At 65.0% G+C, this 25,104-nt stretch carries 24 protein-coding genes; 16 read left to right on the forward strand and 8 right to left on the reverse strand.

Features of this window, described 5'->3' with window-relative positions; genetic code table 11:
* Both BLV07_RS48395 and BLV07_RS36055 read left to right on the forward strand, forming a co-directional pair.
* The coding region (locus BLV07_RS48395; RefSeq protein ID WP_210187838.1) for a transposase at positions 1 to 299 on the forward strand (299 nt) is incomplete at its 5' end.
* Between the two features lie 141 nt (positions 300 to 440).
* The gene (locus BLV07_RS36055) at positions 441 to 1,217 is read left to right on the forward strand and encodes a mechanosensitive ion channel family protein (protein WP_091895422.1); all 777 of its coding nucleotides are present in this window, start codon (positions 441 to 443) and stop codon (positions 1,215 to 1,217) included.
* A gap of 8 nt (positions 1,218 to 1,225) precedes the next feature.
* Here the strand turns inward: BLV07_RS36055 and BLV07_RS36060 are convergent, their stop codons facing one another.
* Both BLV07_RS36060 and BLV07_RS36065 read right to left on the reverse strand, forming a co-directional pair.
* The gene (locus BLV07_RS36060) at positions 1,226 to 1,834 is read right to left on the reverse strand and encodes a CinA family protein (protein WP_091895425.1); all 609 of its coding nucleotides are present in this window, start codon (positions 1,832 to 1,834) and stop codon (positions 1,226 to 1,228) included.
* A 4-nt stretch (positions 1,835 to 1,838) separates the two neighbouring features.
* Complete coding sequence (locus BLV07_RS36065) at positions 1,839 to 3,020, reverse strand: bifunctional 2-C-methyl-D-erythritol 4-phosphate cytidylyltransferase/2-C-methyl-D-erythritol 2,4-cyclodiphosphate synthase (RefSeq protein ID WP_091895428.1); 1,182 nt, start codon at positions 3,018 to 3,020, stop codon at positions 1,839 to 1,841.
* A gap of 282 nt (positions 3,021 to 3,302) precedes the next feature.
* On the opposite strand from BLV07_RS36065, the gene dusB reads away from it, so the two are divergent.
* Genes dusB through ntrC form a run of 3 tightly spaced genes read left to right on the forward strand, consistent with a single transcriptional unit; the run spans position 3,303 to position 6,922 of the window.
* The gene (gene dusB / locus BLV07_RS36070; protein WP_091895431.1) at positions 3,303 to 4,304 is read left to right on the forward strand and encodes a tRNA dihydrouridine synthase DusB; all 1,002 of its coding nucleotides are present in this window, start codon (positions 3,303 to 3,305) and stop codon (positions 4,302 to 4,304) included.
* On the forward strand, positions 4,301 to 5,470 hold the full coding sequence (locus tag BLV07_RS36075) for a two-component system sensor histidine kinase NtrB (protein ID WP_091895573.1): 1,170 nt from the start codon (positions 4,301 to 4,303) through the stop codon (positions 5,468 to 5,470). The genes dusB and BLV07_RS36075 overlap by 4 nt, the downstream gene beginning before the upstream one ends.
* A 9-nt stretch (positions 5,471 to 5,479) precedes the next feature.
* The gene (gene ntrC, locus BLV07_RS36080) at positions 5,480 to 6,922 is read left to right on the forward strand and encodes a nitrogen regulation protein NR(I) (RefSeq protein ID WP_091895433.1); all 1,443 of its coding nucleotides are present in this window, start codon (positions 5,480 to 5,482) and stop codon (positions 6,920 to 6,922) included.
* A 168-nt stretch (positions 6,923 to 7,090) separates the two neighbouring features.
* On the opposite strand, the gene BLV07_RS47970 is transcribed toward ntrC, so the two are convergent.
* Positions 7,091 to 7,237 (reverse strand): hypothetical protein, encoded by a 147-nt coding sequence (locus tag BLV07_RS47970; protein ID WP_176945983.1) that lies wholly within the window; start codon positions 7,235 to 7,237, stop codon positions 7,091 to 7,093.
* 174 nt (positions 7,238 to 7,411) lie between these two features.
* On the opposite strand from BLV07_RS47970, the gene BLV07_RS36085 reads away from it, so the two are divergent.
* The 4 genes from BLV07_RS36085 to hflX all read left to right on the forward strand — a co-directional run bounded on the left by BLV07_RS36085 (position 7,412) and on the right by hflX (position 13,188).
* Positions 7,412 to 9,829, forward strand: coding sequence for a sensor histidine kinase (locus BLV07_RS36085; protein WP_091895436.1), 2,418 nt, complete (start codon positions 7,412 to 7,414; stop codon positions 9,827 to 9,829).
* Between the two features lie 17 nt (positions 9,830 to 9,846).
* A complete protein-coding gene (ntrX, locus tag BLV07_RS36090) occupies positions 9,847 to 11,217 on the forward strand; it encodes a nitrogen assimilation response regulator NtrX (protein ID WP_027558046.1) in 1,371 nt (456 codons plus the stop codon).
* 310 nt (positions 11,218 to 11,527) lie between these two features.
* Positions 11,528 to 11,776, forward strand: a complete 249-nt coding sequence (gene hfq, locus BLV07_RS36095; RefSeq protein WP_007591126.1) for an RNA chaperone Hfq — start codon at positions 11,528 to 11,530, stop codon at positions 11,774 to 11,776.
* 11 nt (positions 11,777 to 11,787) lie between these two features.
* The gene (hflX, locus tag BLV07_RS36100; RefSeq protein WP_176945984.1) at positions 11,788 to 13,188 is read left to right on the forward strand and encodes a GTPase HflX; all 1,401 of its coding nucleotides are present in this window, start codon (positions 11,788 to 11,790) and stop codon (positions 13,186 to 13,188) included.
* A gap of 132 nt (positions 13,189 to 13,320) precedes the next feature.
* On the opposite strand, the gene mazG is transcribed toward hflX, so the two are convergent.
* Positions 13,321 to 14,175, reverse strand: a complete 855-nt coding sequence (gene mazG, locus BLV07_RS36105) for a nucleoside triphosphate pyrophosphohydrolase (RefSeq protein ID WP_091895439.1) — start codon at positions 14,173 to 14,175, stop codon at positions 13,321 to 13,323.
* Between the two features lie 126 nt (positions 14,176 to 14,301).
* Here mazG and queC point away from each other — a divergent pair, with 126 nt between their 5' ends.
* Positions 14,302 to 15,015 (forward strand): 7-cyano-7-deazaguanine synthase QueC, encoded by a 714-nt coding sequence (gene queC, locus BLV07_RS36110; RefSeq protein ID WP_091895442.1) that lies wholly within the window; start codon positions 14,302 to 14,304, stop codon positions 15,013 to 15,015.
* Positions 15,016 to 15,254: 239 nt separating this feature from the next.
* On the opposite strand, the gene BLV07_RS36120 is transcribed toward queC, so the two are convergent.
* From BLV07_RS36120 to nthA, 3 genes are read right to left on the reverse strand one after another with little or no spacing between them, the layout of a single operon-like run.
* The gene (locus BLV07_RS36120) at positions 15,255 to 15,632 is read right to left on the reverse strand and encodes a nitrile hydratase accessory protein (protein WP_176945985.1); all 378 of its coding nucleotides are present in this window, start codon (positions 15,630 to 15,632) and stop codon (positions 15,255 to 15,257) included.
* Positions 15,632 to 16,291: a nitrile hydratase subunit beta gene (gene nthB / locus BLV07_RS36125; protein ID WP_091895451.1), complete on the reverse strand. Its 660-nt coding sequence runs from the start codon at positions 16,289 to 16,291 to the stop codon at positions 15,632 to 15,634. Before nthB ends, BLV07_RS36120 begins: the two co-directional genes overlap by 1 nt.
* A complete protein-coding gene (gene nthA / locus BLV07_RS36130; protein WP_091895454.1) occupies positions 16,288 to 16,914 on the reverse strand; it encodes a nitrile hydratase subunit alpha in 627 nt (208 codons plus the stop codon). The genes nthB and nthA overlap by 4 nt, the downstream gene beginning before the upstream one ends.
* Positions 16,915 to 17,154: 240 nt before the next feature.
* Between nthA and BLV07_RS36135 the strand changes: the two genes are divergently transcribed.
* The 3 genes from BLV07_RS36135 (at position 17,155) to BLV07_RS36145 (ending at position 20,657) form a co-directional block, all read left to right on the forward strand.
* Positions 17,155 to 18,627, forward strand: coding sequence for a DASS family sodium-coupled anion symporter (locus BLV07_RS36135; protein WP_091895457.1), 1,473 nt, complete (start codon positions 17,155 to 17,157; stop codon positions 18,625 to 18,627).
* A 229-nt stretch (positions 18,628 to 18,856) separates the two neighbouring features.
* Entirely contained in the window at positions 18,857 to 20,002 is a 1,146-nt protein-coding gene (locus tag BLV07_RS36140) for a methionine ABC transporter ATP-binding protein (protein ID WP_176945986.1), read from the forward strand.
* The gene (locus BLV07_RS36145) at positions 19,992 to 20,657 is read left to right on the forward strand and encodes a methionine ABC transporter permease (RefSeq protein ID WP_091895460.1); all 666 of its coding nucleotides are present in this window, start codon (positions 19,992 to 19,994) and stop codon (positions 20,655 to 20,657) included. Before BLV07_RS36140 ends, BLV07_RS36145 begins: the two co-directional genes overlap by 11 nt.
* 151 nt (positions 20,658 to 20,808) lie before the next feature.
* On the opposite strand, the gene BLV07_RS47975 is transcribed toward BLV07_RS36145, so the two are convergent.
* A complete protein-coding gene (locus BLV07_RS47975) occupies positions 20,809 to 21,027 on the reverse strand; it encodes a hypothetical protein (protein WP_176945987.1) in 219 nt (72 codons plus the stop codon).
* Positions 21,028 to 21,171: 144 nt separating this feature from the next.
* Here BLV07_RS47975 and BLV07_RS36150 point away from each other — a divergent pair, with 144 nt between their 5' ends.
* From BLV07_RS36150 to BLV07_RS46820, 3 genes are all read left to right on the forward strand, one after another.
* Positions 21,172 to 23,160 (forward strand): TonB-dependent siderophore receptor, encoded by a 1,989-nt coding sequence (locus BLV07_RS36150; RefSeq protein WP_176945988.1) that lies wholly within the window; start codon positions 21,172 to 21,174, stop codon positions 23,158 to 23,160.
* Positions 23,161 to 23,219: 59 nt separating this feature from the next.
* Positions 23,220 to 24,512 (forward strand): siderophore utilization protein FsrB, encoded by a 1,293-nt coding sequence (gene fsrB / locus BLV07_RS36155; protein ID WP_091895466.1) that lies wholly within the window; start codon positions 23,220 to 23,222, stop codon positions 24,510 to 24,512.
* A gap of 197 nt (positions 24,513 to 24,709) precedes the next feature.
* Positions 24,710 to 25,090 (forward strand): hypothetical protein, encoded by a 381-nt coding sequence (locus BLV07_RS46820; RefSeq protein ID WP_143035592.1) that lies wholly within the window; start codon positions 24,710 to 24,712, stop codon positions 25,088 to 25,090.
* Positions 25,091 to 25,104 lie beyond the last annotated feature (14 nt).

A 25,104-nucleotide genomic window follows, 5' to 3' on the forward strand; every position in this document is an offset into this window, starting at 1 on the left:
AGATGCGCCGCCGGGCCGAACTCGCCGAACACCCCTTCGGCACCCTCAAATGCCGGGCGGGCTACCGCCACTTCCTCGTCCGCGGCTTCGACAAGGTGCGCGGCGAATGGAGCCTGATGGCGCTCTGCTACAACTTCTCCCGCGTATTGAGCATCCTCGGAATCGACAGCTTCATGGCCTATCTGGCCAATTGCCATCCACATTGGGCGTTCTGGCTGCTTAACGCCGTCACCCGCCTACAAGCCACGGCACCGCGCTTCCAAGCAAAAATACGCCCGACCCTCGGCTACGCCATATAATCAGGGGCGAAACACAATTCTTGCCCACTCTCTGCGCTCCATCCGGGCTACACGACTACGGCACCCGTGTTCCCCCGACATCTGCCGGGATCATTTCGCGCCGTCGCGGGTTCTCAACGGATTGTCCGGGTTGGAGCCGCCATGACCATCAATTTTGACACGCTGAAAGCATCGCTCGTCCTGTATGGCTTGAACGCGATTTACGCGATGATTCTGCTCGCGGTCGGCTGGTATCTGTCCGGCGCATTGCAGCGTTTCGTCACGCGCCTATTGAGCGTCACGCACCGCGTCGATCCGCTGGTGACCTTGTTCGTTGCCAGCGTCGCTCGCTATGCCGTGCTCGCGGTCGTCGGCATCGCCGTGCTTCAGCTCTTCGGCATCCAGACCGCGAGCCTCGTTGCCGTGCTGGGCGCGACTTCACTCGCCATCGGCCTTGCGCTTCAAGGCACGCTCTCCAATCTCGCCGCCGGTGTCATGCTGCTGCTGTTCCGTCCCTTCCATATCGGCGATGACGTCGAGGTCGCCGGCAAGGCGGGGAAGGTGAAGTCGTTGTCGCTGTTCATGACCGAACTGGTCGCGCCCGACAACACGCAGATCCTCTTGCCGAACGGGCAGGTGTGGGGCGCGGCCATCATCAACCACAGCGCCTATCCCGGTACGGGCGAGATCAAGGTGGCGTTTCCGGTCAGGGCAGGGGCGGCCAATGCGTTGGCCGACCAGATCCTGAAGGAGCTGCGCGACGATCCCCGCATCGACGACAGGACCGCCCCCTCGGTCAATGTAACAAAGGTGATCGCTGCCGATCCCGCAGCGCCCGTCGTGGAATTGACGGTGAGCGCAAAGGTGAAGCCGTCCGATGCCGATGCCATCAAGCAGCGGGTGCTCGATCATGCGAGTGCGCTGCTGGCGGCGGCGTGAGAGCGCCTTTAGCCCCGCGGCGAGCGCGGCGGCCTGCGCTTCACCGCATGCCGGCGCGGCGAGCGGGTGACGCGGGGACGAAGGCGGCTCGTGGCTGCGGGGCGCGGCTTGGCCTGGGCTTGTGGGCCGCGGGCGAGGTCCATCAGCATGCGCAGTGCCTCGACCACGGAGCGGGCACGCACGGCACTGCGGCCGATCGCGCCGAAGCGGTGCTCGCGATGAATGATGCGGCCGTCGCGCGCGGCCGCCGCGAAGTGCACGAGGCCGACCGGCTTGCCGGGCGTGGCGCCGCCGGGGCCGGCAATGCCGGTGATGGCGACCGCGAGATCGACATCGGCGCGCTCGAGGGCGCCGATCGCCATCGCGGTTGCGGTCTCCTTGCTGACCGCGCCGAAATTAGTGAGCGTGCTCGCCTCGACCCCTAACATCGCGCGCTTGGCGTCGTTGGAATAGGTGACGAAGCCGCGATCGATGACATCAGAGGAGCCGGGAATATCGGTCAGCGCGCCGGCAACGAGGCCTCCGGTGCAGGACTCGGCCGTCGCGATCGTCAGCTTGCGCATCCGGCAAAGATCGAGCAGCGAGCGGGAGAGGGCGCGTGCGTCGCTGCCGCCCATGATCTTACACGCTCCAGGGAAGACGGATGGTGGCGCTCGCGGTGGCCGCGATGCCTTCCTCACGGCCGGTGAAGCCGAGCCGCTCGCTGGTCGTCGCCTTCACCGCGACGCGCGAAATGTCGACGCCGGAGATCTCGGCGATGCGGGCGCGCATGGTGTCGCGCAACGGGCCGATCTTCGGCCGCTCGCAGATCAGCGTCACCTCGAGATTGGCGACGCGCCCGCCGCGCGCCGCAACGCGCTCGATGGCATATTTCAGGAACTGGTCGGAGGAAGCACCCTTCCACTTCGCATCGCTCGGCGGAAAGTGCGAGCCGATGTCGCCGTCGGCGAGCGCGCCGAGGATGGCGTCGACCAGAGCATGCAGGCCAACATCGCCGTCGGAATGGGCGAGGAAGCCTTTCGTATGGGGGACGCGCACGCCGCAGATCATGACGTGGTCGCCTTCGCCGAAGGCGTGCACGTCATAGCCCGTGCCGGTCCTGATGTCGCCGAGCTGGGCGGCCAGGCGTGCTTCCTCGCGCACGAAATCCTCGGGAGTGGTGAGCTTCATATTGGCAACATCGCCTTCAAAGGTTGCAACCGTCAATCCTGCCCATTCGGCAATGGCGGCATCGTCGGTGAAATCCGAGCGTCCGTCCTTCGCCGCGCGACGATGCGCCTCGAGGATGACGTCGAAACGAAAGGATTGCGGCGTCTGCGCGATTCGCAGCCGCGCGCGGTCCGGCGTACCCTCGATATGGCCGCTCTCGCCGGTGAGCTTGATGGTGTCGGTGACGGGGACGACGGGGATCGCAGCGCCGGTGCGACTTGCCGCCTCGATCGCACGGGAGATCACGGCGTCGGAGACGAAGGGGCGGGCGGCGTCGTGGATCAAGACGATATCGGGCTTGTGCTTGGCCAGCGCTTCCAGACCCGCGAGCACCGAGGCCTGACGGGTGGCGCCACCATCGGTCGGCGGCTCGTGCTTGAGCCCTAAGACCGCGGCCGTGAATATCGCGCTGTCGTCGGGGTTCACCACCGGTTGCACCGCCGACACGTCGGGGTGACGACTGAAGGCTTCCATGGCGCGATAGATCACGGGAACACCGCCGATCTCGCGATATTGCTTCGGCCCGCCGGCGCCGGCGCGCAAGCCCCGACCGGCTGCGACGAGGACGACCGCAGTGCGTTGTGATTTCGCCATAGGACTCAAATACTCAGTTGGTGATGAAGAGTCGGGGAGTGGGGTGATTTGACGGCATGCCTCTAGCACGGCAGGCCCGCAAAAAAAGGGGGTTTCCACCCTTTGTGGGAAACAGCATTTTGCTGCACTGCACTTGAAAGATCTGCAGAACTGTCTAAACTGTAGGCATGGCGCTTGACTGCACAAGAATTGTGCGCAAGATAGGTCATGGCAGGCGCGATGAGGCCCTGTCCAGTCAACGAGACCCCTGTGACCGGCTCGGCAGTATCCGGCTCTAAGCCGTTGAAAATAGGCGATATTGATGTCGCCACCCCGGTCTTCCTGGCGCCGATGTCGGGGGTGACTGACTCGCCCGTTCGGCGGCTGGCCGCCGAGCTAGGGGCAGGTCTCGTCGTGTCGGAAATGACCGCCAGCGATGAGCTCGCCAACGGCCACCGGATATCGCGGTTGCGCTGCGAAGCCACGGGAATCGGCCCACACGTGGTCCAGCTCGCCGGCTGCGAGGCGCATTGGATGGCCGAAGGCGCCCGGATCGCCGAAGCCGAAGGCGCCGACATCATCGACATCAACATGGGCTGTCCGGCCCGCCACGTCACCGGCGGCCAGTCCGGCTCGGCCCTGATGCGCGACCTCGACCACGCAGTCAGCCTGATCGATGCGACGATTGCGGCGGTGAAGGTGCCGGTGACGCTGAAGATGCGGCTCGGCTGGGACGACCGCAGCCGCAACGCGCCGGAACTGGCGCGGCGCGCCGAAGCATCAGGCATCAACCTCGTCACCGTGCATGGCCGCACCCGCTGCCAGTTCTACAAGGGCGAGGCTGATTGGGATGCGATCCGCGCCGTGCGCGAGGCCATCTCCATTCCGCTCGTCGTCAATGGCGACATCACCACGTATGACAAGGCGCTCGCGGCGCTCCACGCCTCCGGCGCCGATGCCGTGATGATCGGCCGCGGCGCGCAGGGCCAGCCCTGGTTGCCCGGCCAGATCGGCCGCCGTCTGAAGGGTGGGGCAGAGGAAGCAACGCCGGCGCTCGGGACGCAGCTGCATTATGTCCGCACGCTCTATGAGGGCGTCTGCGCGCTGTACGGTCTGCGCATCGGGCTCAGGCACGCGCGCAAGCATCTCGGGTGGGCGCTCGATATTGCGGCTGATGCGAGCGGCGCTTCAGTCGAGAAGCTGAGGGGGTGGCGTCAGAAGATCCTGACCTCGGAGGATCCGCGCCTGGTCCACCGATCGCTGCAAGACGCCTTCGACGACTTCGCATGGAGCGCTGCTGCATGAACTCAGCCGCCGAACAGCGCCGGCCGTCCGACAGCGACGCGATCCTGGATGCGCTTCCCAATCCAGTGCTGATGATCGGGCCGGACGGCAAGATCGTCGCCGCCAACATCGCGACCGAAGCCTTCTTCGAAATCTCGACGCAGTTCCTGAAGCGGCAGTCGCTGAAGGAACTGGTGCCGTTCGGCAGCCCCTTGCTGGCACTGATCGACCAGGTGCGCTCGTCGAACTCGCCGGTCAACGAATACAAGGTTGATCTCGGCACGCCGCGCATGGGCGGCGATCGCCAGGTCGATCTGCATGTCGCCCCGCTCACTGAGCGGCCCGGCCACATCGTGGTGATGCTCCAGGAGCGCACCATCGCCGACAAGATGGATCGCCAGCTCACCCATCGCAGCGCCGCGCGCTCGGTGATCGCTCTGGCCGCGATGCTGGCGCACGAGATCAAGAACCCGCTGTCCGGCATCCGCGGCGCGGCGCAGCTCCTGGAGCAGCAGGCTTCCTCCGAGGACCGCATGCTGACGCGCCTGATCTGCGACGAGGCCGACCGCATCGTGACGCTGGTCGACCGCATGGAGGTGTTCGGCGACGAGCGCCCCGTGGTGCGCGGCCCGGTCAACATCCACTCGGTGCTCGATCACGTGAAGCGGCTGGCGCAGTCCGGCTTTGCCCGCAACATCCGCTTCATCGAGGATTACGATCCCTCGCTGCCGCCGGTGCTGGCGAACCAGGACCAGCTCATCCAGGTGTTCCTCAATCTCGTGAAGAACGCCGCCGAAGCCCTGATCGACGTGCCCGACGCCGAGATCCAGCTCACCACCGCGTTCCGCCCCGGCGTGCGCCTGTCAGTCCCTGGTCAAAAATCCCGGGTATCCCTGCCGCTCGAATTCTGCGTGAGAGACAACGGACCAGGTGTGCCGGACGACCTTCTGCCCAACCTGTTCGATCCCTTCGTGACCACCAAGCAGACCGGCTCGGGTCTGGGCCTCGCGCTGGTCGCAAAGATCGTCGGCGATCACGGGGGCATCATCGAATGCGAATCTCAGCCGCGCAAGACCACCTTCCGCGTGCTGATGCCGATGTATTCCACATCGGTGAAACATGCCGATCAAAGCAGTCGCGCCGACTCTGCCGGGAAGCCGTCGCCTGCATCACAGGGGGCAAAATGAGGATTAGCGATGCCCGCAGGTAGCATTCTCGTAGCTGATGACGATACCGCCATCCGCACCGTTCTCAATCAGGCACTGTCCCGCGCCGGCTACGAAGTGCGGCTGACCGGCAATGCCGCAACGCTGTGGCGTTGGGTCAGCCAGGGGGAGGGCGATCTCGTCATCACCGACGTGGTGATGCCCGACGAGAACGCTTTCGACCTGCTGCCGCGGATCAAGAAGATGCGGCCGAATCTGCCCGTCATCGTCATGAGCGCGCAGAACACGTTCATGACGGCGATCCGTGCCTCCGAGCGCGGCGCCTATGAATATCTGCCAAAGCCCTTCGACCTGAAGGAGCTGATCGCCATCGTCGGCCGCGCGCTCGCCGAGCCGAAGGAGCGGGTCTCGACGCCGGACGAGGACGCCGAGATGGAGGCGATCCCGCTGGTCGGCCGCTCGCCTGCCATGCAGGAAATCTATCGCGTGCTGGCGCGTCTGATGCAGACCGACCTCACCGTGATGATCACGGGCGAGTCCGGCACCGGCAAGGAGCTGGTGGCGCGCGCGCTGCACGATTACGGCAAGCGCCGCAACGGCCCGTTCGTCGCCGTCAACATGGCCGCGATCCCGCGCGACCTCATTGAATCGGAATTGTTCGGCCATGAGCGCGGCGCATTCACCGGCGCCAACACCCGCGCCTCCGGCCGGTTCGAGCAGGCCGAGGGCGGCACGTTGTTCCTGGACGAGATCGGCGACATGCCGATGGAGGCGCAGACCCGTCTCTTACGCGTGCTGCAGCAGGGCGAATACACCACCGTCGGCGGCCGCACCCCGATCAAGACCGACGTGCGCATCGTCGCGGCCTCCAACAAGGATCTGCGCGTCCTGATCCAGCAGGGCCTGTTCCGCGAAGACCTGTTCTTCCGTCTCAACGTCGTGCCGTTGCGGCTGCCGCCGCTGCGCGAGCGCATCGAGGACCTCCCGGATCTGGTGCGGCACTTCTTCACGCTGGCCGAGAAGGACGGCTTGCCGCCGAAGAAGCTGGATGCGCTGGCGCTGGAACGGATGAAGCAGCACCGCTGGCCCGGCAACGTGCGCGAGCTCGAAAACCTCGCCCGGCGCCTCGCCGCGCTCTATCCGCAGGACGTGATCACGTCGTCGGTCATCGACGGCGAGCTCGCGCCGCCTTCGGTCAGCCCGGGCGCCGCGGTCCAGCAGGGCGTCGACAATCTCGGCGGCGCGGTGGAGGCCTATCTGTCCTCGCACTTCCAGGGCTTTCCGAACGGCATGCCGCCGCCGGGCCTGTATCACCGCATCCTCAAGGAGATCGAGGTGCCGCTGCTCACGGCTGCACTCGCAGCCACCCGCGGCAACCAGATCCGCGCCGCGGACCTGCTCGGCCTCAACCGCAACACGCTGCGCAAGAAGATCCGGGACCTGGATATCCAGGTGTATCGGAGCGGCGGCTAGGCTTTCAGAACGGACGGTGGCTCAGCTCCCCCACCCAAGGCGGAGCTGAGCCTGTCCGGATCGCGTTGGCCGTTGCGGCTGACGCGGTGAGCAGAAGTCCGGATCGGACCGAAATGTTCCGCTCGCACTTTCAAATCGGTCATTGGGCCGCAACGCGCGGCATCAAATCTATCTGACAAGCCGGCCGGATGCCGGCATCACGCTGGCGACATTCACCGGCGGCTGCTGGAGGCCCAGGCCGTTGACCAGGAGGTCGGCGGCCACGATCAGCAGAAGAACGGCCGAAACCATCGTCGCGAGAAAAAATCTATCCATCCCCGTCAAGCCGGGATGGCGGGAATCCGTTCCCGTCCAACCGCGATGTCTTGTGGATGGGGGCGGCGGTCGCGGCCGAGACGCCGCGGAATTGTCGCAATTCGGCAACAATGTGGTACGAATACATCAGTATCCGCGCGCCCGCGGACCCGTTTTTCAGCACCCATTGCCGGAATGATCAGCGCAGATACCTCGGCCGCATCCTTTGACACGGCCCCAGCCGAAGAGCCCAAGCGCTGGTCGCTGCGGCGCTGGCTGGCACCCTTTGCCGTGGCCCTGGCGCTGCTGTCGGCCTTCCTCACCTTCCTGGTTCTGACCGGCCTCACCAAGATCGAGCCGACGCCGGAGGTGGTCCGTTCGTTCTATCTGATCAATGCGGCCACGATCCTGCTCCTGGTCGGGATCATCGTCCGGGAACTCTGGCAGCTGATCCTGGCTCGACGGCGGGGCAGGGCGGCCGCGCGCCTCCATGTCCAGATCGTCAGCCTGTTCTCGATCGTGGCGGTGCTGCCGGCGGTGCTGGTCGCCGTCGTCGCCAACGTCACCATCGAGCGCGGCCTCGACCGGCTGTTCTCGGGGCCGACCAAGGAGGTGATCCAGAATTCGCTGACGATCGCGCGGGCCTACATGCAGGACCATGCGCAGCTGATCCGCGGCGACATTCTCGGCATGGCCAACGACATCGCGCACGCCCGGCCGCTCTACGACCAGGACCGCCGCTCGTTCCGGGAGATGCTGACCGCCAGCGCCGGCTCCCGCAATCTGCCGGGCGCGATGATCATCGACAAGAACACCAACATCCTGGAATCCGCCGACACCGGCATGCGGCTGGCCTATTCGCCGCCCGCGCCGGACTTCCTCAGCAACGTCAACGAGAACGAACCCGAAATCGCGGTGCTACCGGATGCGAGCTTCGTTGCCGCGGTGATCCGCCTGCGTGCCTTCAACGACACCTTCCTCTACGTCGCCCGGCCGCTCGATCCGAACGTCGTCAACCAGCTCAAGCAGACCGAGGTCAGCGTCGCCGAATACGCCCAGATCGAGTCGCGCCGGCTCGGCATCCAGGTCGCCTTCGCGCTGATGTTCGCGGTGATCGCGCTGACCATCCTGATGGCTTCGGTGCTGATTGGCCTCAACTTCGCCAACTCGCTGGTCTCGCCGATCCGGCGGCTGATGAATGCGGCCCACACGGTCTCGACCGGCGACCTGCATGTTCAGGTGGCCGTGCACCAGTCCGAAGGCGACCTTGCCCAGCTTGGTGAGACCTTCAACAAGATGACGCAGGAATTGCGCAGCCAGCGCGACGAGCTCGTCAACGCCAGCGACCTCATCGACAGCCGCCGCCGCTTCATCGAGGCCGTGCTGTCCTCCGCGAGCGCCGGCATCATCGGCGTCGACGCGTCCGGCAGCGTCGGCATCCTCAACCGCTCCGCCGAGAAGCTGATCGGGCACTCCGAAGCGGAGACGCTCGGCCACCCGCTTTCCGACGTGCTGCCTGAGCTCGACGAGATGATGAAGGCGGCGCGGGAAGGGACCCAGCGCCTGGTGCAGGGCCAGATCACGATCACCCGCGACGGCACCGAGCGCAATCTCTCGGTCCGCGTCAGCGCCGAGAAGACCAGCCAACCGCGCGACAGCTACATCATCACGCTCGACGACATCACCGAGCTGGTCTCCGCGCAGCGCACCTCGGCATGGGGCGACGTGGCGCGCCGCATCGCCCACGAGATCAAGAATCCGCTGACGCCGATCCAGCTCTCGGCCGAGCGCATCCGCCGCAAGTTCGGCAAGACCATCACCGAGGACAAGGACAAGCAGATCTTCGACCAGTGCACCGACACCATCGTGCGCCAGGTCGACGACATCAGGCGCATGGTCGATGAGTTCTCCCGTTTCGCGCGGATGCCGAAACCGGTGATGGAGGGCGAGGACGTCGCCGACACCGTGCGGCAGGCGGTGTTCCTGATGAAAGTCGCCCATCCCGAGATCGACATCGAGGCCGAGTTCAAAGAGGATCCGCTGCGCGCCCAGTTCGACCGGCGACTGATCTCCCAGGCCGTCACCAACATCGTCAAGAACGCCACCGAGGCGATCGAGCAGGTCCCGCCGGAGGAGCTCGGCCAGGAAAACGGAAAAGGCCGCATCGACGTCGTGGTGTCGCGCGAAGGTGAGGACGTGCTGATCGACGTGGTCGACAACGGCATCGGCCTGCCCAAGGTCGCGCGCTCGCGGCTGCTCGAGCCCTACGTCACAACGCGCGCCAAGGGCACCGGCTTGGGGCTGGCGATCGTCGGCCGCGTGCTGGAAGACCATGGCGGACGCATCGAGCTGAAGGACGCCTCGGACTTCCGCGAAGGCCAGCGCGGCGCCTGGATGCGGATGCGCTTTGCGATCTCCGGGCAACCCGCCAAGTCCGAGGGAGCCGAGCCGGCGCCCCCGGGAGCAACCAAGCCGGACAACAAGGAAACGGTTGCGGATTCCGTCAAGGAATCCAGGCCGGACTCGGAAACAAAAGAGCCGGCCGCCGAAACCAAAGAGCCGACTGAAAAGACCAATGATTCAACGAAAATCGAAGCCTCAACAGGTAGCTGACAAGGCAGGCGCGACCCATGGCTAGTGAAATTCTGATTGTCGATGATGAGGCCGATATTCGGGATCTCGTTGCGGGCATTCTCGAAGACGAGGGGTTCGTCACAAGGACGGCACGCGACAGCGATACGGCCCTGGCCGAGATTGCCAATCGCAGGCCGCATCTGGTGTTCCTCGACATCTGGCTCCAGGGCTCCAAGCTCGACGGCTTGCAGCTCCTGGAGCAGGTCAAGAAGGACAATGCCGACCTGCCGGTCGTGATGATCTCGGGCCACGGCAACATCGAGACCGCGGTCGCCGCAATCAAGCGCGGCGCCTACGACTTCATCGAGAAGCCGTTCAAGGCCGACCGCCTGATCCTGGTCGCGACCCGAGCGCTGGAGAACTCGCGGCTCAAGCGCGAAGTCAAGGAGCTGAAGCAGCTCGCGCCGAGCGCCAGCCAGCTCGTCGGCCGCTCGCCGAGCATGAACCAGCTGCGCCAGACCATCGAGCGCGCGGCCAAAGCCAACAGCCGCATCCTGATCGTCGGCCCCGCCGGCGCCGGCAAGGAGCTGACGGCGCGCACGCTGCACACGGCCTCGGGCCGCGCCGACGGACCCTTCGTCGTCATCAACGCAGCCGCCATCACGCCCGAGCGGATGGAGCATGAGCTGTTCGGCGTCGAGCAGTCCAACGGCGAACAGCCGCGCAAGCCCGGTGCGCTCGAGGAAGCCCATGGCGGCACGCTGTTCATCGACGAGATCGCGGACATGCCGCGCGAGACCCAGAACAAGATTCTGCGCGTGCTGGTCGAGCAGTCGTTCCAGCGCGTCGGCGGCACCGCCAAGGTGCAGGTCGACGTCCGCATCATCTCCTCCACCGCGCGCAATCTCGAAGAGGAGATCGCGGCCGGGCATTTCCGCGAGGACCTCTATCATCGGCTCTCGGTGGTGCCGATCCGCGTGCCTGCGCTGTCGGAGCGGCGCGAGGACATTCCGGAATTGATCGACTACTTCATGGAGCAGATCTCGGCCGGCAGCGGCCTGCCCAAGCGGCAGATCGGGCAGGACGCGATGGCGGTGCTGCAATCGCACGTCTGGCCGGGCAATGTGCGCCAGCTCCGCAACAACGTTGAGAGAGTCATGATTCTGGCTGCGGGCGGGCCCGAGGTCATCATCACGGCCGACATGTTGCCGCAGGACGTCGGCTCCATGGTGCCGGCGATGCCGACCAGCAACAATGGCGAGCACATCATGGGCCTGCCGCTGCGCGAAGCGCGCGAAGTATTCGAGCGCGACTATTTGATTGCACAGATCAGCCGTTTCTCAGGAAATATTTCTCGCACGGCCGAGTTTGTTGGCATGGAACGTTCGGCGCTGCATCGGAAGCTGAAGGCGCTCGGTGTCGGCTAAAGCGTTTTCGAGCGAAGTGGGTACCGGTTCGCGTAAAGAAAACGTGTCAAAACAAGATGTCGCGCCGCGACGTTGCAGTGAGACATCAGGGATAAGCGAGGAAAATCATCGATTTCCGTAGTTTTTCGGGGCAAGACGGCGAGGGCTGGCGCCTGAAGCGGCTTGCCTAATAACTCCACCTGTCCTCTAATCGCACAGCTGTTCCTTCCGAGGGGGATCTCATGAGGGACGGCAACCGGGAAAGGCCCCGCATCAACCAAAACAGGGGCGCAACCGGCGCAATAAAAAGAAACTCAAAGCGAGAAAAAAAATGGCGGCAGACCGCGCACAAAACCTACAGGACACCTTCCTTAATCACGTTCGCAAAACCAAGACGCCACTAACGATCTTTCTGGTCAACGGAGTGAAGCTCCAGGGCATCGTGACCTGGTTCGACAATTTCTGTCTGCTGCTTCGGCGCGACGGTCATTCGCAGCTCGTCTACAAGCATGCGATCTCGACCATCATGCCGGGCGCTCCGATCCAGTTGTTCGAAGGCGGCGAGGATCAGCCGGCTTGAGAGTGCTCTGATTGGAACCCCGGAATTTCGACGGGGACGCCGACCGTCCGCGGTCGGCAGGGGCTAAGCAGACGGGGCGGGTGCTGGTCATCGGCCCCTACTTGCGAGTGCGTGCGGGCAGTGCCGACGCGCAATCGGAAGGCCATGGCTTGTCCAACCAAGTCCAGCGCGACGCCGAGGCCCGGCTCGATGAAGCCGTGGGCCTCGCGCGCGCGATCGATCTCGTCATTGCCGATGCCATCATCGCGCCGGTCAGCCAGATCCGCCCTGCCACTTACATCGGCAAGGGCAAGGTCGAGGAGATCGCCGCGCTGGCCAAGAGCCTCGACGTCGAGCTGGTGGTGATGGATTGCGCGCTGGCGCCGATCCAGCAGCGCAATCTCGAGAAGCAGTTGCACGCCAAGGTGCTCGACCGCACCGGGCTCATTCTGGAAATCTTCGGCCGCCGCGCCAAGACCAGGGAAGGCTCGCTCCAGGTCGAGCTCGCGCATCTCAATTACCAGCGCTCGCGCCTGGTGCGCTCCTGGACTCACCTCGAGCGTCAGCGCGGCGGTTTCGGATTCATGGGCGGTCCCGGCGAGACGCAGATCGAAGCCGACCGCCGCCTGATCCAGGAGCGCATCTCCAAGCTCGAGGGCGAGCTGAAGAAGGTGCAGGCGACGCGACGATTGCATCGCGCCGGCCGCCAGCGCGTGCCGTACCGCGTCGTCGCGCTGGTCGGCTACACCAATGCCGGCAAGTCGACGCTGTTCAACCGCCTGACCCGCGCCGACGTGCAGGCCGCCGACATGTTGTTCGCAACGCTGGATCCGACCTTGCGCGCGCTCAACCTGCCGCATGGCGGCAAGGCGATGCTGTCCGACACGGTCGGATTCATCTCCAATCTGCCGACACAGCTCGTCGCCGCCTTCCGCGCCACGCTGGAGGAGGTGCTGGAGGCCGACGTCATCCTGCACGTCCGCGACATCTCGCATGACGATGCCGAAGCGCAGCAGAGCGACGTCGACGCGGTGCTGCGCCAGCTCGGCATCAACCCCGACGATTCCGGCCGCATCATCGAGGTCTGGAACAAGATCGACCGTTACGATGCCGAGCAGCGCGAAGAGCTTTTGAACATCGCCGCGCGCCGGCCGGAAGATCATCCGGCGATGCTGGTCTCCGCCGTGTCGGGCGAGGGCGTCGACGCATTGCTCGCCGCGATCGAGCAGCGGCTCGCAGCAAAACGCACCACGCTGGACCTCTCCATCGACGCCGCCGACGGGGCCGGCATCAGCTGGCTGCACCGGAATTCAGAGGTGCTGGCCAAGGAGCTGCACGACGGCCGCTTCGACATGACCGTGCGGGTCGACGAGACCAAGCGGGATATCGTGGTGTCGAGGTTCGATGCCGTGCCGCATCTGTCCGCCACATAGCAGCCGTCGTCCTGGCGAAAGCCAGGACCCATAACCACAGGCCAATGCAATTGGCACCCTGCTTGCTCCAGCGGGCCTCAACAACTTGCATTTGGGGTAATGGGTCCTGGCTTTCGCCAGGACGACACTGAGTTACCGGCGGGCTTCCTTGCGTCCCTCCGACGCCGGCTTCTCCTCGCCCTTAGCCGCATTCCATAGCGCATCCATCTCCGCCAGCGAGGCCTGCTCCAGGGTGCGGCCCTGCGCCTCCAGCGTCCGCTCGATATAGGCAAAGCGCCGCTCGAATTTTGCATTCGTCGCACGCAGCGCGGCCTCCGGGTCAGCGTCGACATGGCGGGCGAGGTTGACGAGGGCGAAAATCAGGTCCCCGGTTTCTTCTGCCAGCTCCTGCTTGTCATTTCGATCCAGCGCGGCTTCGATCTCGTCGGCTTCCTCGCGGATCTTTTGCAGCACTGCGCGCGGGTCGTTCCAGTCGAAGCCGACGGTGGAGGCCTTGCGCTGGAGCTCCATCGCGCGCGTCAGAGCGGGCTGGCCGGCCTTCACGCCCGACAGCAGCGACTTGTGCGCCGGCACTTGCTCCGGCGGCCGGCGCGCGGCGCGCTCGGCTTTCTCCTCGGCCTTGATGCGGTCCCAGACTTCCTTGACGTGAGAGGAGGCGAGATTGCCGTCCTTGTCGGCGAAGACGTGGGGATGACGCCGGATCATCTTGCGGGTGATGGCCTCGACGACGTCGCCAAAAGCGAACGCGTTCTGCTCCGAAGCCATCTGGGCATGGAACACGACCTGCAACAGGAGGTCGCCGAGCTCCTCGCGCAGATCGTCGAGATCGCCGCGTGTGATCGCATCGACCACCTCATAGGCTTCCTCGATCGTGTAGGGCGCGATGGTCGCAAAATTCTGCTCGAGGTCCCAGGGGCAGCCGGTCACCGGCGTGCGCAGCGCCGCCATGATCTCGATCAGGCGGGAAATGTCGCGGGAAGAGGTCATTGCGGGGCGGTCTCCTGGCTCCAAAGCCTTATGCCAAAAGCGGGCTGCCGTTCCCAGCGGGGCGCGGCGGAACAGGCCGATTTCCACCGATTGGCGGGCGGTCTGCGCAGTGCTAAAGCGCGGGCCATGAGTGACGCATTTTCATCACAGACCGCCTTGGTGCTGTTTTCCGGCGGCCAGGATTCCACCACCTGCCTTGCCTGGGCGCTCAGCCGTTTCGCCCGCGTGGAGACGCTGGGGTTCGACTACGGCCAGCGCCATGCCATTGAGCTCGCCTGTCGCGACCGCCTGTTCGAGGGCATCAAGGGCCTGCGCGCGGATTGGGCCGCAAAGCTCGGCGAGAGCCACACGCTGTCGATCCCGACGCTGGCGGCCGTGTCCGAGACGGCGCTGACGCGCGATGTCGCGATCGCGATGGGCGCCGACGGCCTGCCCAACACCTTCGTGCCCGGTCGTAATCTGGTGTTTCTGACCTTCGCCGCGGCGCTGGCCTACCGGCGCGGCATCACCCATATCGTCGGCGGCATGTGCGAGACCGACTATTCCGGCTATCCCGATTGCCGCGACGAGACCATCCGCGCCATGCAGGCCGCGCTCTCGCTCGGCATGGCGAGAGCGTTCGAGCTGCATACGCCGCTGATGTGGATCGATAAAGCCGCGACGTGGCAACTCGCGCACGACCTTGGCGGCGACGGGCTTGTCGATCTCATCCGCGAGCAGTCGCACACCTGCTATCTCGGCGAACGCGGCGCGCAGCACGAGTGGGGATACGGCTGCGGCGAGTGCCCGGCGTGCAGCCTGCGGGCAAAGGGGTGGCGGGAGTTCGTAGCGGGGCGCTGAGACTACAAATTCGGTCATCACCCGCGAAAGCGGGTGATCCAGTGTCCCAGAGGCCGTGCTTGAGCCGAGAGGCCGCGGCGTACTGGGCGTCCGGTCAAGCCGGGCGACGACAGGTGGAGAGAACCCGCGCTCTCTCCGCCGTCATTGCGAGGAGCTCTTGCGACGAAGCAATCCAGGATCCCTCCGCGGAAAGACTCTGGATTGCTTCGCTGCGCTCGCAATGACGGGCGTGGCGAGACCTACCGAAAATCCTCAGGCCTGAGCTCGATCGGCTTGCCATGCGGCGTACGGTCGGCGGCGTGGTCCCAGGCGTCGCGGTAGCGGTGGAGTGTCTGCGTCGAAGCGACGCCCTTGCGTGCGACGAGGCCTTCAAGCGTGGCGAGCCAATGCAGATAGTAGGTCTCGCCCGTGTCAGGATCGCCGGCCGCCTGCGCACGCTTGATCTCGTCGGCGAGCGCTGCGGCCCATTCCGGCCAGGTGAACACGCCGCGTTCGTGCAGGCTCAACGCCATCGCAAACGCGTGGGCCTCCCAGGGCGCGCGGAACACCGGGCCGTCGTCGTCACGGGGAATGCTCGGAATCGCCGCAGTGGCGGCGGCCGCAAGCGGGCTGCTCATCACGCCGGGTCCAGATAGGGCTCGAACGCGTCGATGGAGACCTTCGAGGTCGGATCGCCATCTGCGCCCCAGAGATCGCGCCCCTCGAACACGACCGTATAGAGCCATTGCGGATTTTCGCCTTGCTCCATCGCCGCCGTGTCAGGAAACACGTGGCAGCCATGGTTGAGCTCGACGACGCCGACATGGCCGCGCACGTAGCGTGGCAGCCGCGTATGCGTCGCCGGATGAATGTTCTTGGCGCGTACACGGTCGCCGATCGCAAATTTCGCAGGGGCCGGGGCAGGGCGGGCGAACTTGCCGCGCACCATCACGCGCTCGACATTGGCGAGGTCGAACTTGCCGTGCTTGAGCGCCTTTGCGGGCTGCATCGCGTGGCCGGCGGCGACCTCCTCCCGTGTGAGATAGCCCTTCTCGATCAGCAACTCCTCGAGACCGAGGAACCATTTCTTGTAATAGGAACTCGCGAGATAGACGTGCGGCGGGATCGTCTCGCGATAGAAGCGGGAAGTGTCGATGTTGAAGGCGCCAGCCGCACCCATCGCACGCACCATGGCGAGGACACGCGCTTCCCAATCAGCATGGAACATCGGTTCGTTCGGCTCGGGCTCGACCTTGCCGAACCCGTCCATGCCGCCCATGTCGTGCACGCCGTTCACGACGGCGCTCCCGGCGCTTTGGGAAAGCCGGTGCCGATCATGGAGTCGCGGGTGACGAGCTCGGCGAGCTGGTCCTCGCTCCAGCCCTCCGTGCCTCCGGGTCGCATCGGCAGCACCAGAAAGCGCGTCTCCGCGGTGGAATCCCACACTCTTATTTCCAAGTCCTTGGGCAGCGTGACGCCGAAATCGGCGAGCACGCCACGTGGATCCTTGACCGCACGCGAGCGGTAGGGCGCGGCCTTGTACCAGACCGGCGGCAGCCCGAGCATCTCCCAAGGGTAGCAGGAGCATAGCGTGCACACGACCATGTTGTGGCGCTCAGGCGTGTTCTCGACCACGACGAGATGATCGCCGACGCGGCTGACATGGCCGAGCGTACCGATGGCCTTGCTGCCGTCCTCCAGCAGCGCCTTCTTGAACGCCGGATCGGTCCAGGCCTTGGCGACGACGCGCGCGCCATTATGCGGGCCGATCTTGGTCTCATAGGCCTGAATGATGGCATCGAGCGCAGCCGGCTCGACATAGCCTTTTTCGGTCAGGATGGTCTCGAGCGCGCGCACGCGCAGCTCGGTCTCCGACAGCTCGGAATGGTCGTCGTGGTGGTGGTCATGATCGTGGCTCATGGGACAAAGGATAGGCGCAATGGTCCGTTTCTGTCGAGCGTTCGTTGCAGTGCAATCCGGCCACGTGTTCGTGACGCCGTTGGCGCGCTGGCATCGCCGGTGACATGACGAAAACCGCTTTCAGTCCGGCCCTGGACAGCCATTGATATCGTCGTGGACAGTCCGTATACGCCGCGCTGGGACAAAAGCGGGTCCGGTCAACGGGCCGCACGGCGCGACGACAATCGAGGGGGAAGGCCCATGACCGCTAGCTCGCAGGCGTCTGAGGCGAACGGGTTTCGCTGGAAGCTGATCGCGCCCCTCGTGGTGTGGCTGGCGATCTATCTGTGGCCGGTGCCGTCGGGGCTCAATGTCAATCAGTGGCACTATTTTGCCGTGTTCGCGGCGGTCATCACCGGGCTCATCCTGGAATCGATGCCGGTCGGTGCAGTCGGGTTCATCGGTCTCACGGTCGCGGGCGTCGCCGGCTATATCGATGCCGATCCCACGAAATCGCTGCGCTGGATGCTGGCGGGATTTGCCGAGAGCACGGTGTGGCTGATCGTCGGCGCCTTCGTGTTCTCGATCGGCTATCGCAAGAGCCAGCTCGGCCGGCGCATTGCGCTGGTGCTGGTGCAGCGGCTCGGCCGCAACACGCTCGGCCTCGGCTATGCGGTCGCGATGTCGGACTTCCTGCTCGCGCCGGCGACTCCCTCGAACACCGCGCGCAGCGGCGGCATCGTCTATCCCATCATCAGCAACATCCCGCGCATCTATGGCTCCGAGCCGGGACCGACCGCCGGCAGGATCGGCACCTATGTGATGTGGACCGCCTTTGCGGCGACCGCGATCACGAGCTCGCTGTTCTTCACCGCGCTCGCACCCAACGCGGCGGCGCTTGCGATCGCCAAGAAGACGGTCGGAATCGAGGTGAGCTGGGGCCAGTGGTTCGTCGGCTTCGCGCCGCTCGGAATCCTTCTGATGGTGCTCGTTCCGCTGCTCAGCTATCTGGTGTGCCGCCCCGAGGTGAAGCGCAGCCCGGAAATCTCAGAATGGGCTGCGAAGGAGCTCAACGCGATGGGCCCGATGTCGCGCAACGAATGGATCATGCTCGGCCTGATCGTGCTCGCGATGTTCCTGTGGATCGCGGGCTCGAGCCCGGACATCCACGTGCCCGTGCTCGGCTCGAACTTCGTCAACGCCACCACCGTCGTGTTCATCGTGATCTCCTTGATGCTGGTGACCGGCGTGATCGAGTTTGCCGACATCGTCGGCGAGAAGAGCGCCTGGGAAGTGTTCTTCTACTTCACCTCGCTGCTGACGCTGGCCTCGGGCCTCAACGAAATCGGCTTCATCAAATGGTTCGCGGCCGAATACGCTAAGCCGCTCGCCGGGCTGTCGCCATCGACCGCGATGCTGCTGCTGGTCGGGCTGTTCTTCTGGATCCACTATTTCTTCTCGAGCATCACCTCGCATGCGGCCGCCGTGCTGCCGGTGGTGCTGGCGGTCGGATCCGGCATTGCTGATCTGCCGGTTACGACGCTCGCCATGCTCTGCATGTATTCGCTCGGCCTGATGGGCGTGATCTCGCCTTACGCGACGGGACCTGCGCCGATGTATTTCGGCAGCGGTTACATCGGCAAAGGCCAGTTCTGGGGCTTTGGCCTGATCTTTGGACTGCTCTATTTCGCCGGCCTCCTGCTGATCGTGCTGCCCTGGTTGCAGGTCCACTGAGCCTTCGCTCGAGGCGGATAGCCTGGCAGATGAATTTTCTCCCCCGGGGCGGGATTTGGAAAACTTCGTCCAACTCCCGCAGATATCTGACATTGCAAGACGGACCTGAAAGGGCGATGGTGCGTGCTGCGGTGCAGCGCGCTTACCCGAGCCCTCATCGCGGTTCCAATCCCGTCGCAGGATGCGACTAGGCTTCCCGCGCGTTTTGCGGGCAAGCGAACCATTGTGCATGAAGGCCACCACGATGAACGCCCACCAATCGCTTGCGATCGGACAGCCGATCCAGACGCCTGAAGCGATTTCGCCCGCCGCGACCGAGCCGGACGCGATGGTCCGTTTCGCCGGCATCTCAAAGACCTATCCGGCCTATCGCGGCAAGCCCGGCGTCAAGGCGCTGCAAGACATCGACTTCGCGATTCCACGCGGTTCCATCACCGGCGTGATCGGCCGCTCCGGTGCCGGCAAGTCGAGCCTGGTCCGGCTGATCAACGGGCTGGAGAAGCCGACCACGGGCCGCGTCATCGTCGACAACAGAGACATCTCGGCGCTCGCAGGGCGCGAATTGCGGCTGGCGCAGCGCTCGATCGGCATGATCTTCCAGCACTTCAACCTGCTGTCGTCGCGCACGGCGGCCGACAACATCGCGCTGCCGCTCGAGATCGCCGGCTGGGCCAAGGCCGACATCAAGGCCCGTGTCGCCGAGCTGCTCGCGCTGGTCGGCATCGCCGACAAGCACGACCGCTATCCTTCCGAACTCTCCGGCGGCCAGAAGCAGCGCGTCGGCATCGCGCGGGCCCTCGCCACGCGGCCGAGCGTGCTGCTGTCGGACGAGGCGACCTCGGCGCTCGATCCACAGACCACGCGCGCGATCCTCGATCTGCTTGCGAGCATCAACCGCGAGCTCGGGGTGACCATCGTGCTGATCACCCACGAAATGTCGGTGGTGCGTCAGCTCGCGAAGGAGGTCGTGGTGCTCGATGCCGGCCGCGTGGTCGAGAGCGGCCACGTCGCTGACATCTTCACCCATCCCAGGCACCCGATCACGCAGTCCTTCCTGGCGGAGGTGATCGGCGACAGCCTGCCGGTGTCGCTGGCGAGCCGCATTGTTCCGGAGCCGGTCGCGGGTGGACAGGCCGTGATCCGCGTTCAGGTCCGCGGCGCCGGCGATACGCTGGTGGCGCGGCTTGCCCGTGAGCTCGGCCTCGACGTTGCACTGCTCTCGGCGCGCATCGACGAGATCAGTGGCCAGCACGTCGGCTCGCTCGTTATCGGCATTCCTTTTGGCATTTCTGGCGGAGATGACGCGGTGACGCGGACGCTCGCCTGGTTGTCTCAATATCAATTCCCGGCGGAGCGTCTCGGCCATGTCGCCTGAACTCATCAACCTGATCGCCCGGGCCACGGGCGAAACCCTGTTCATGGTCGGCATCGCAGCGCTGCTCGGCACCGTCTTCGGTCTGCCGCTCGGCGTCTTTCTTGCGACCAGCCGGAAGGGGGAGCTGTTCGCCGCACCTGCCATCAACGGCGTGCTCGGCGTCATCGTCAACGCGACGCGGTCCACGCCCTTCATCATCCTGGTCGTCGCCATCATCCCGTTCACGCGCCTCGTCGCCGGCACCTCGATCGGATCGACGGCGGCGATCGTGCCGCTGACCATCGCTTCGACGCCGTTTATCGCACGCCTCGTCGAAGCTGCGATCCGCGAGGTCGATGGTGGCCTGATCGAGACGGCGTCCTCGTTCGGAGCCTCGCCGATCCAGATCGTGCTCAAGGTGCTGATCCCCGAGGCGCTGCCGGGCCTGGTGCTGGCACTGACGCTCGCGGTGGTCAGCCTGCTCGGCTATTCCGCCATGGTCGGCGCCGTCGGCGGCGGAGGCCTCGGTGATCTCGGCATCCGCTACGGCTATCAGCGCTTCATGCCGGAGATGATGCTGGCCGTCGTCGTCGTGCTGATCGCGCTGGTGCAGCTCGTGCAGAGCGCGGGCGATTATCTGGCGCGTCGCGTCAACCGCCGGCTGCGGCATCGCTGATATCGTTTCCAGATGTTGCGGACGGGCAGATTCTCGTCCGTCTGGAAACATTCCAAAATCGAAACGTGACTGGGCGCTTTCGCCGCACTTGCTGCGCACACGTCTGGAGAAATTCTAACGCTGTTCCTATCGCACTCCGAAACCGCCTGAGTTAGGGCGGGGCATCAAAAATGATACCGGCAAAGCCGGCAGTGCGTGGGGCTTCCAGGACGTGACCGACTTCCAACTTTCTTCGCGTGATGACACGCGTCGCCGGCAGATTCATCTTCTCTTCTTCGGTGCGGTCAGCACATTTGCTCTCTCCGTGCCGCTCGGTGACGTGCAAGCGCAGACACAGATTCCTGCTGTCACAGTCGATGCGCCAGCCCAACGCGCTCGCCCCGCGGCGATTGCATCGTCACGAAGGTCGGCGGCGACACGCACCGCACGCGCCAATCGTCGCGCTCCGGCGCAGCAGACTGCGCCAGCCCAGTCGGCATCGAACGGCGCAACGGGCGAACGCGCCAATGGTCCAGTGCGCGGTTTCGTCGCCACGAGGAGCGGCACCGCCACCAAGACGGATACACCGCTGATCGAAACGCCGCAGTCGGTATCCGTGGTCACCACCGACCAGGTCAGGAACCAGGGCGCGGTCTCGATCGGCGAGGCGCTGCGCTACACGGCCGGCGTCAGCGGCGACGTCAATGGCGGCTCGGACACCCGCTTCGGCGCCCTTCAGATCCGCGGCTTCGACACGACCATGTCCGGGCTCTACATCGACGGTTTGCGGATTCCGTCCAGCGTTTACGTGCATTTCAACGGCCTCGATCCCTATGGCGCCGAGCGTATCGAGATTCTCAAGGGCCCATCCTCGGCGATGTATGGCGGCAGCGGCACCGGCGGCATCCTCAACTACGTGACAAAACTGCCGACCGCGCAGCAGTTCGGCGAGGTCTCGATCTCCGGCGGCAGCTTCAACCGCTATCAGGGCCAGTTCGACATGGGCGGGCCCGCCAACAAGGAAGGCACCGTGCTGTGGCGCCTCACCGGCGTGGTGCGCGACGGCGAGACTCAGGTCGACTTCACCAAGGACAACCGCGTCTTCATCGCGCCCGCCGTCACCTTCAAGCCGAACGAGGACACCACCATCACCTTGCTCGCCAACTACCAGCGCGACCGGGCAGGGTGGGGCCTCCAGTTCTTGCCGGCCTCGGGCACGGTGTGGCCGAACAACGGCCGCACCATCCCGGTCTCGTTCTTCGCGGGCGTGCCCAGCTTCAACGCGTTCAACACCGAGATCGCGACCGCCGGCTACCAGCTCTCGCACGATTTCACCGACAACATCACGTTCCGGCAGAACCTGCGTTACGCCTATCAGCACAACGAGGAAAAGACCTTCTACGGCACGGGCTATACCGACGAGGCGGCCGGGCAGCTGGGCCGTTTCGGCAGCTACAGCAACTCCTACATCAACTCCTTCGCAGTGGACAACCAGCTCCAGGGCAAGTTCACCACGGGCATCTTCAACCACACCACCCTGGTCGGGATCGACTATCGCAACACCGCGTTTCGCGACACCGCTTTTAGCGTGACGACGTCGTCGCCGGAGATCAACGTGTTCAACCCGGTCTACAGCTACGACTGGACCATCGGCAGCATGTACGACAACACCGGCGTCAAGCAGTCGCAGGTCGGCCTGTACGCGCAGGACCAGATCAAGCTCGGTCGGCTGTCGTTCCAACTCGGCGGCCGCCAGGATTTTGTGACGACGCAGCTCGACAGCGGCATCTCCAATACCTCGGTCTCGAAGGATGCTTCGGCCTTCACCGGCCGAGCTGCCTTGATGTACAACTTCGACAACGGCATCGCGCCGTATTTCAGCTACTCGGAGTCATTCCTGCCGGTGCTCTTCACGGGGCCGGGCGGCCAGATGCTCAATCCCGAAACCGGCGTCCAATACGAGGTCGGCGTCAAGTACCAGCCGCTCGGCTGGAATGCGCTGTTCACCTTCGCCGCCTTCGACCTGACGCGCGACAACGTCGTCGTCTACGTGCCTGCAACCACCTTCGCCGAACAGACCGGTCAGGTGAAGTCGCGCGGCATCGAGCTCGAAGGCACGATGTCGCTCGCCGACGGCTGGAATCTGCGCGCAGCCTATGCCTATGTCGATGCCATGGTCACGCAGGATCCGGTGAATGTCGGCAAGGCGCCGGTCACCGTGCCGCTCAACCGCGCCTCGCTGTGGAGCGACTACACGCTCCAGAACGGACCGCTCGCAGGCTTGCAGTTCGGCGGCGGCATCCGTTATGTCGGCGCGACCTGGGGTGATGATGCCAACACGTTCAAGGTGGGATCCGCGACCGCGCTGGATGCGCTTTTGGCCTACACCAGGGACAATTGGCGCCTGTCGCTGAACGTCACCAACCTCGCCGATACACGCTACGTCGCCGCCTGCTACGGCCTGTCTGGGTGCATGTATGCCGAGGGGCGCAAGGCGATCGGCAAGCTGACCTACCGCTGGTGAGTTCACTTCAAGACGGCTCGGCAATCGCGGCCGGGTCTGCGGGATGAGAGTGGAAGACCATGAGAGCGATATTCGGACGGCTGCATCGCTGGGCGGGACTGCTGACGGCCGGCTTCCTGTTCTTCTCCGGCATCACCGGGGCGATCATCTCTTGGGATCACGAGATCGACGACGTCCTGAACAGCCATTTGTTCGACGTCAGCACCAAGGGTCCGGCGATTCCCTCGATCGAGCTCGCGAAGATGATCGAGCAGCGCGATCCCCGCGCGCGCGTGGTCTATCTCTTCATGACGCCGGAGGAAGGCCACTCGTTGTGGTTCTTCGTCATGCCGCGGATCGATGCCGCAACCGGCAAGCGTTACCCGCTCGACTACAATCAAGTCTTCCTCGATCCCAACACCGGCGCGGAGCTCGGCCGGCGCTATTGGGGCGCGGTGTGGCCGGTGACGAGAGAAAACTTCGTCTCGTTCCTCTACAAGCTGCACTACACCATGCACATTCCGGAGTTCTGGGGCAGCGACCGCTGGGGCATGCGCGTGCTCGGCGTGATCGCCATCATCTGGACCATCGATTGCTTCGTCGGCTTCTATCTGACGCTGCCATCGCGGAGGCGCGCCAAGGCGGCGCGGGCGCCTGAAGTCACGCGCCAGCTCCAGCGCGGCTTCTGGGCGCGGTGGGCGCCGGCCTGGACCATCAAGACCTCGGGCAGCGCCTACCGCATCAATTTCGATATCCACCGGGCCTTCAGCCTGTGGACCTGGGGCGTGCTGCTCGTCATCGCCTTCACGGCGTTCTCGCTGAACCTCTATTTCGAGGTGTTCTCGCCGCTGATGAAGATGGTCTCGAACTACACCCCGACGCCCTATGAGCAGCGGCCCTATCGCGATCTCGACAATCCCATCGAGCCCAAGGTCACCTTTGCCGACATCGCGGCACGCGCGGCGGCCGACGGCAAGGGGCGAGGGTTGACCACCCCGGTTGGCGCGATCAGCTACGGCCCGGCCCATGGCGTCTATGCCGCCGCCCTCTTTCATCCCGGCGACGACCACGGCGCCGGCGGCGTCGGCCCGGCGCAGCTCTATTACGACAGCGAGGACGGCCGTCCCATCGGCGAGCGCCTGCCCTGGGTCGGCACCGCCGCCGACATCTTCGTGCAGGCGCAATTCCCGCTGCATTCGGGCCGCATCGTCGGGCTGTTCGGCCGCATCCTGATCTCGATCATGGGCCTCGTCGTGGCGGCTCTCTCGGTCACCGGCGTCGTGATCTGGTGGCGCAAGCGCCGTGCCCGTGTCCGCGTGCGCGAGACCGCGGCGATGCGCCTCGACCGGCAGCAGCTCACGCCGGCAGAGTAGGGCGCTCGTCCGGTCTTCGGATGAGCGTTGCCGCGAAACCGAGCCTCGGTGCGAATCCGTAGCGCATATCCGTGGTGACGCGCAGCGCTGCGATTACGGTCACCTGAGGATACTTAGGAACCAAGAATATTCCGGCACGGTTTGTGAGTTGCAGGGAAATCCCACTTGCCCAAGGCGGTACCGCCAGGAGGCGACTGATGAGTGATCAATCCAAGCCGGTAGGTGCAAGCTCTTCCTCCAGCAACAAGCCCGATAAAGGTCTTTCTCGCCGCGGCTTCATCGCAAAATCGCTCTGCGGCGCAGCGCTGGCGGGCACGGCTGCGGCTCCGGCATGGGCCCATGGCACCGCAGGATCTGCCACGGGTGCCTATGCCCGCGCACGCAAGCCCATCCCGAAAGAGGTCGCGCAGTACCAGTATCAACCAAACGGAGCCCAGCGCTGCGGGGTTTGTGCGCATTTCCGGCCCCCCGGCAGCTGCGAGATCGTTGCCGGACCTATCAGCCCGGACGGGTGGTGCCGTTACTTCCGCGGCGCGCGAGGTTCGCGCGGCTCGTCTGGCCCGGGCCGAAGCTATTGAGGGAGACTGCATCG

Source organism: Bradyrhizobium sp. Rc2d (genome assembly GCF_900099855.1).
Taxonomy (GTDB): Bacteria; Pseudomonadota; Alphaproteobacteria; order Rhizobiales; family Xanthobacteraceae; genus Bradyrhizobium.

Coding starts and splice junctions, on each gene's coding strand:
- hfq (WP_007591126.1), top strand. CDS start 11,528: ATGGCGGCAGACCGCGCACAAAACCTACAGGACACCTTCCTTAATCAC.
- ntrC (WP_091895433.1), top strand. CDS start 5,480: ATGCCCGCAGGTAGCATTCTCGTAGCTGATGACGATACCGCCATCCGC.
- BLV07_RS36060 (WP_091895425.1), bottom strand. CDS start 1,834: ATGGGCGGCAGCGACGCACGCGCCCTCTCCCGCTCGCTGCTCGATCTT.
- BLV07_RS47970 (WP_176945983.1), bottom strand. CDS start 7,237: ATGGATAGATTTTTTCTCGCGACGATGGTTTCGGCCGTTCTTCTGCTG.
- BLV07_RS36120 (WP_176945985.1), bottom strand. CDS start 15,632: ATGAGCAGCCCGCTTGCGGCCGCCGCCACTGCGGCGATTCCGAGCATT.
- mazG (WP_091895439.1), bottom strand. CDS start 14,175: ATGACCTCTTCCCGCGACATTTCCCGCCTGATCGAGATCATGGCGGCG.
- BLV07_RS36055 (WP_091895422.1), top strand. CDS start 441: ATGACCATCAATTTTGACACGCTGAAAGCATCGCTCGTCCTGTATGGC.
- ntrX (WP_027558046.1), top strand. CDS start 9,847: ATGGCTAGTGAAATTCTGATTGTCGATGATGAGGCCGATATTCGGGAT.
- nthA (WP_091895454.1), bottom strand. CDS start 16,914: ATGAGCCACGATCATGACCACCACCACGACGACCATTCCGAGCTGTCG.
- queC (WP_091895442.1), top strand. CDS start 14,302: ATGAGTGACGCATTTTCATCACAGACCGCCTTGGTGCTGTTTTCCGGC.
- BLV07_RS36075 (WP_091895573.1), top strand. CDS start 4,301: ATGAACTCAGCCGCCGAACAGCGCCGGCCGTCCGACAGCGACGCGATC.
- BLV07_RS36145 (WP_091895460.1), top strand. CDS start 19,992: ATGTCGCCTGAACTCATCAACCTGATCGCCCGGGCCACGGGCGAAACC.
- BLV07_RS36065 (WP_091895428.1), bottom strand. CDS start 3,020: ATGGCGAAATCACAACGCACTGCGGTCGTCCTCGTCGCAGCCGGTCGG.
- BLV07_RS36140 (WP_176945986.1), top strand. CDS start 18,857: ATGAAGGCCACCACGATGAACGCCCACCAATCGCTTGCGATCGGACAG.
- BLV07_RS36085 (WP_091895436.1), top strand. CDS start 7,412: ATGATCAGCGCAGATACCTCGGCCGCATCCTTTGACACGGCCCCAGCC.
- BLV07_RS36135 (WP_091895457.1), top strand. CDS start 17,155: ATGACCGCTAGCTCGCAGGCGTCTGAGGCGAACGGGTTTCGCTGGAAG.
- BLV07_RS46820 (WP_143035592.1), top strand. CDS start 24,710: ATGAGTGATCAATCCAAGCCGGTAGGTGCAAGCTCTTCCTCCAGCAAC.
- fsrB (WP_091895466.1), top strand. CDS start 23,220: ATGAGAGCGATATTCGGACGGCTGCATCGCTGGGCGGGACTGCTGACG.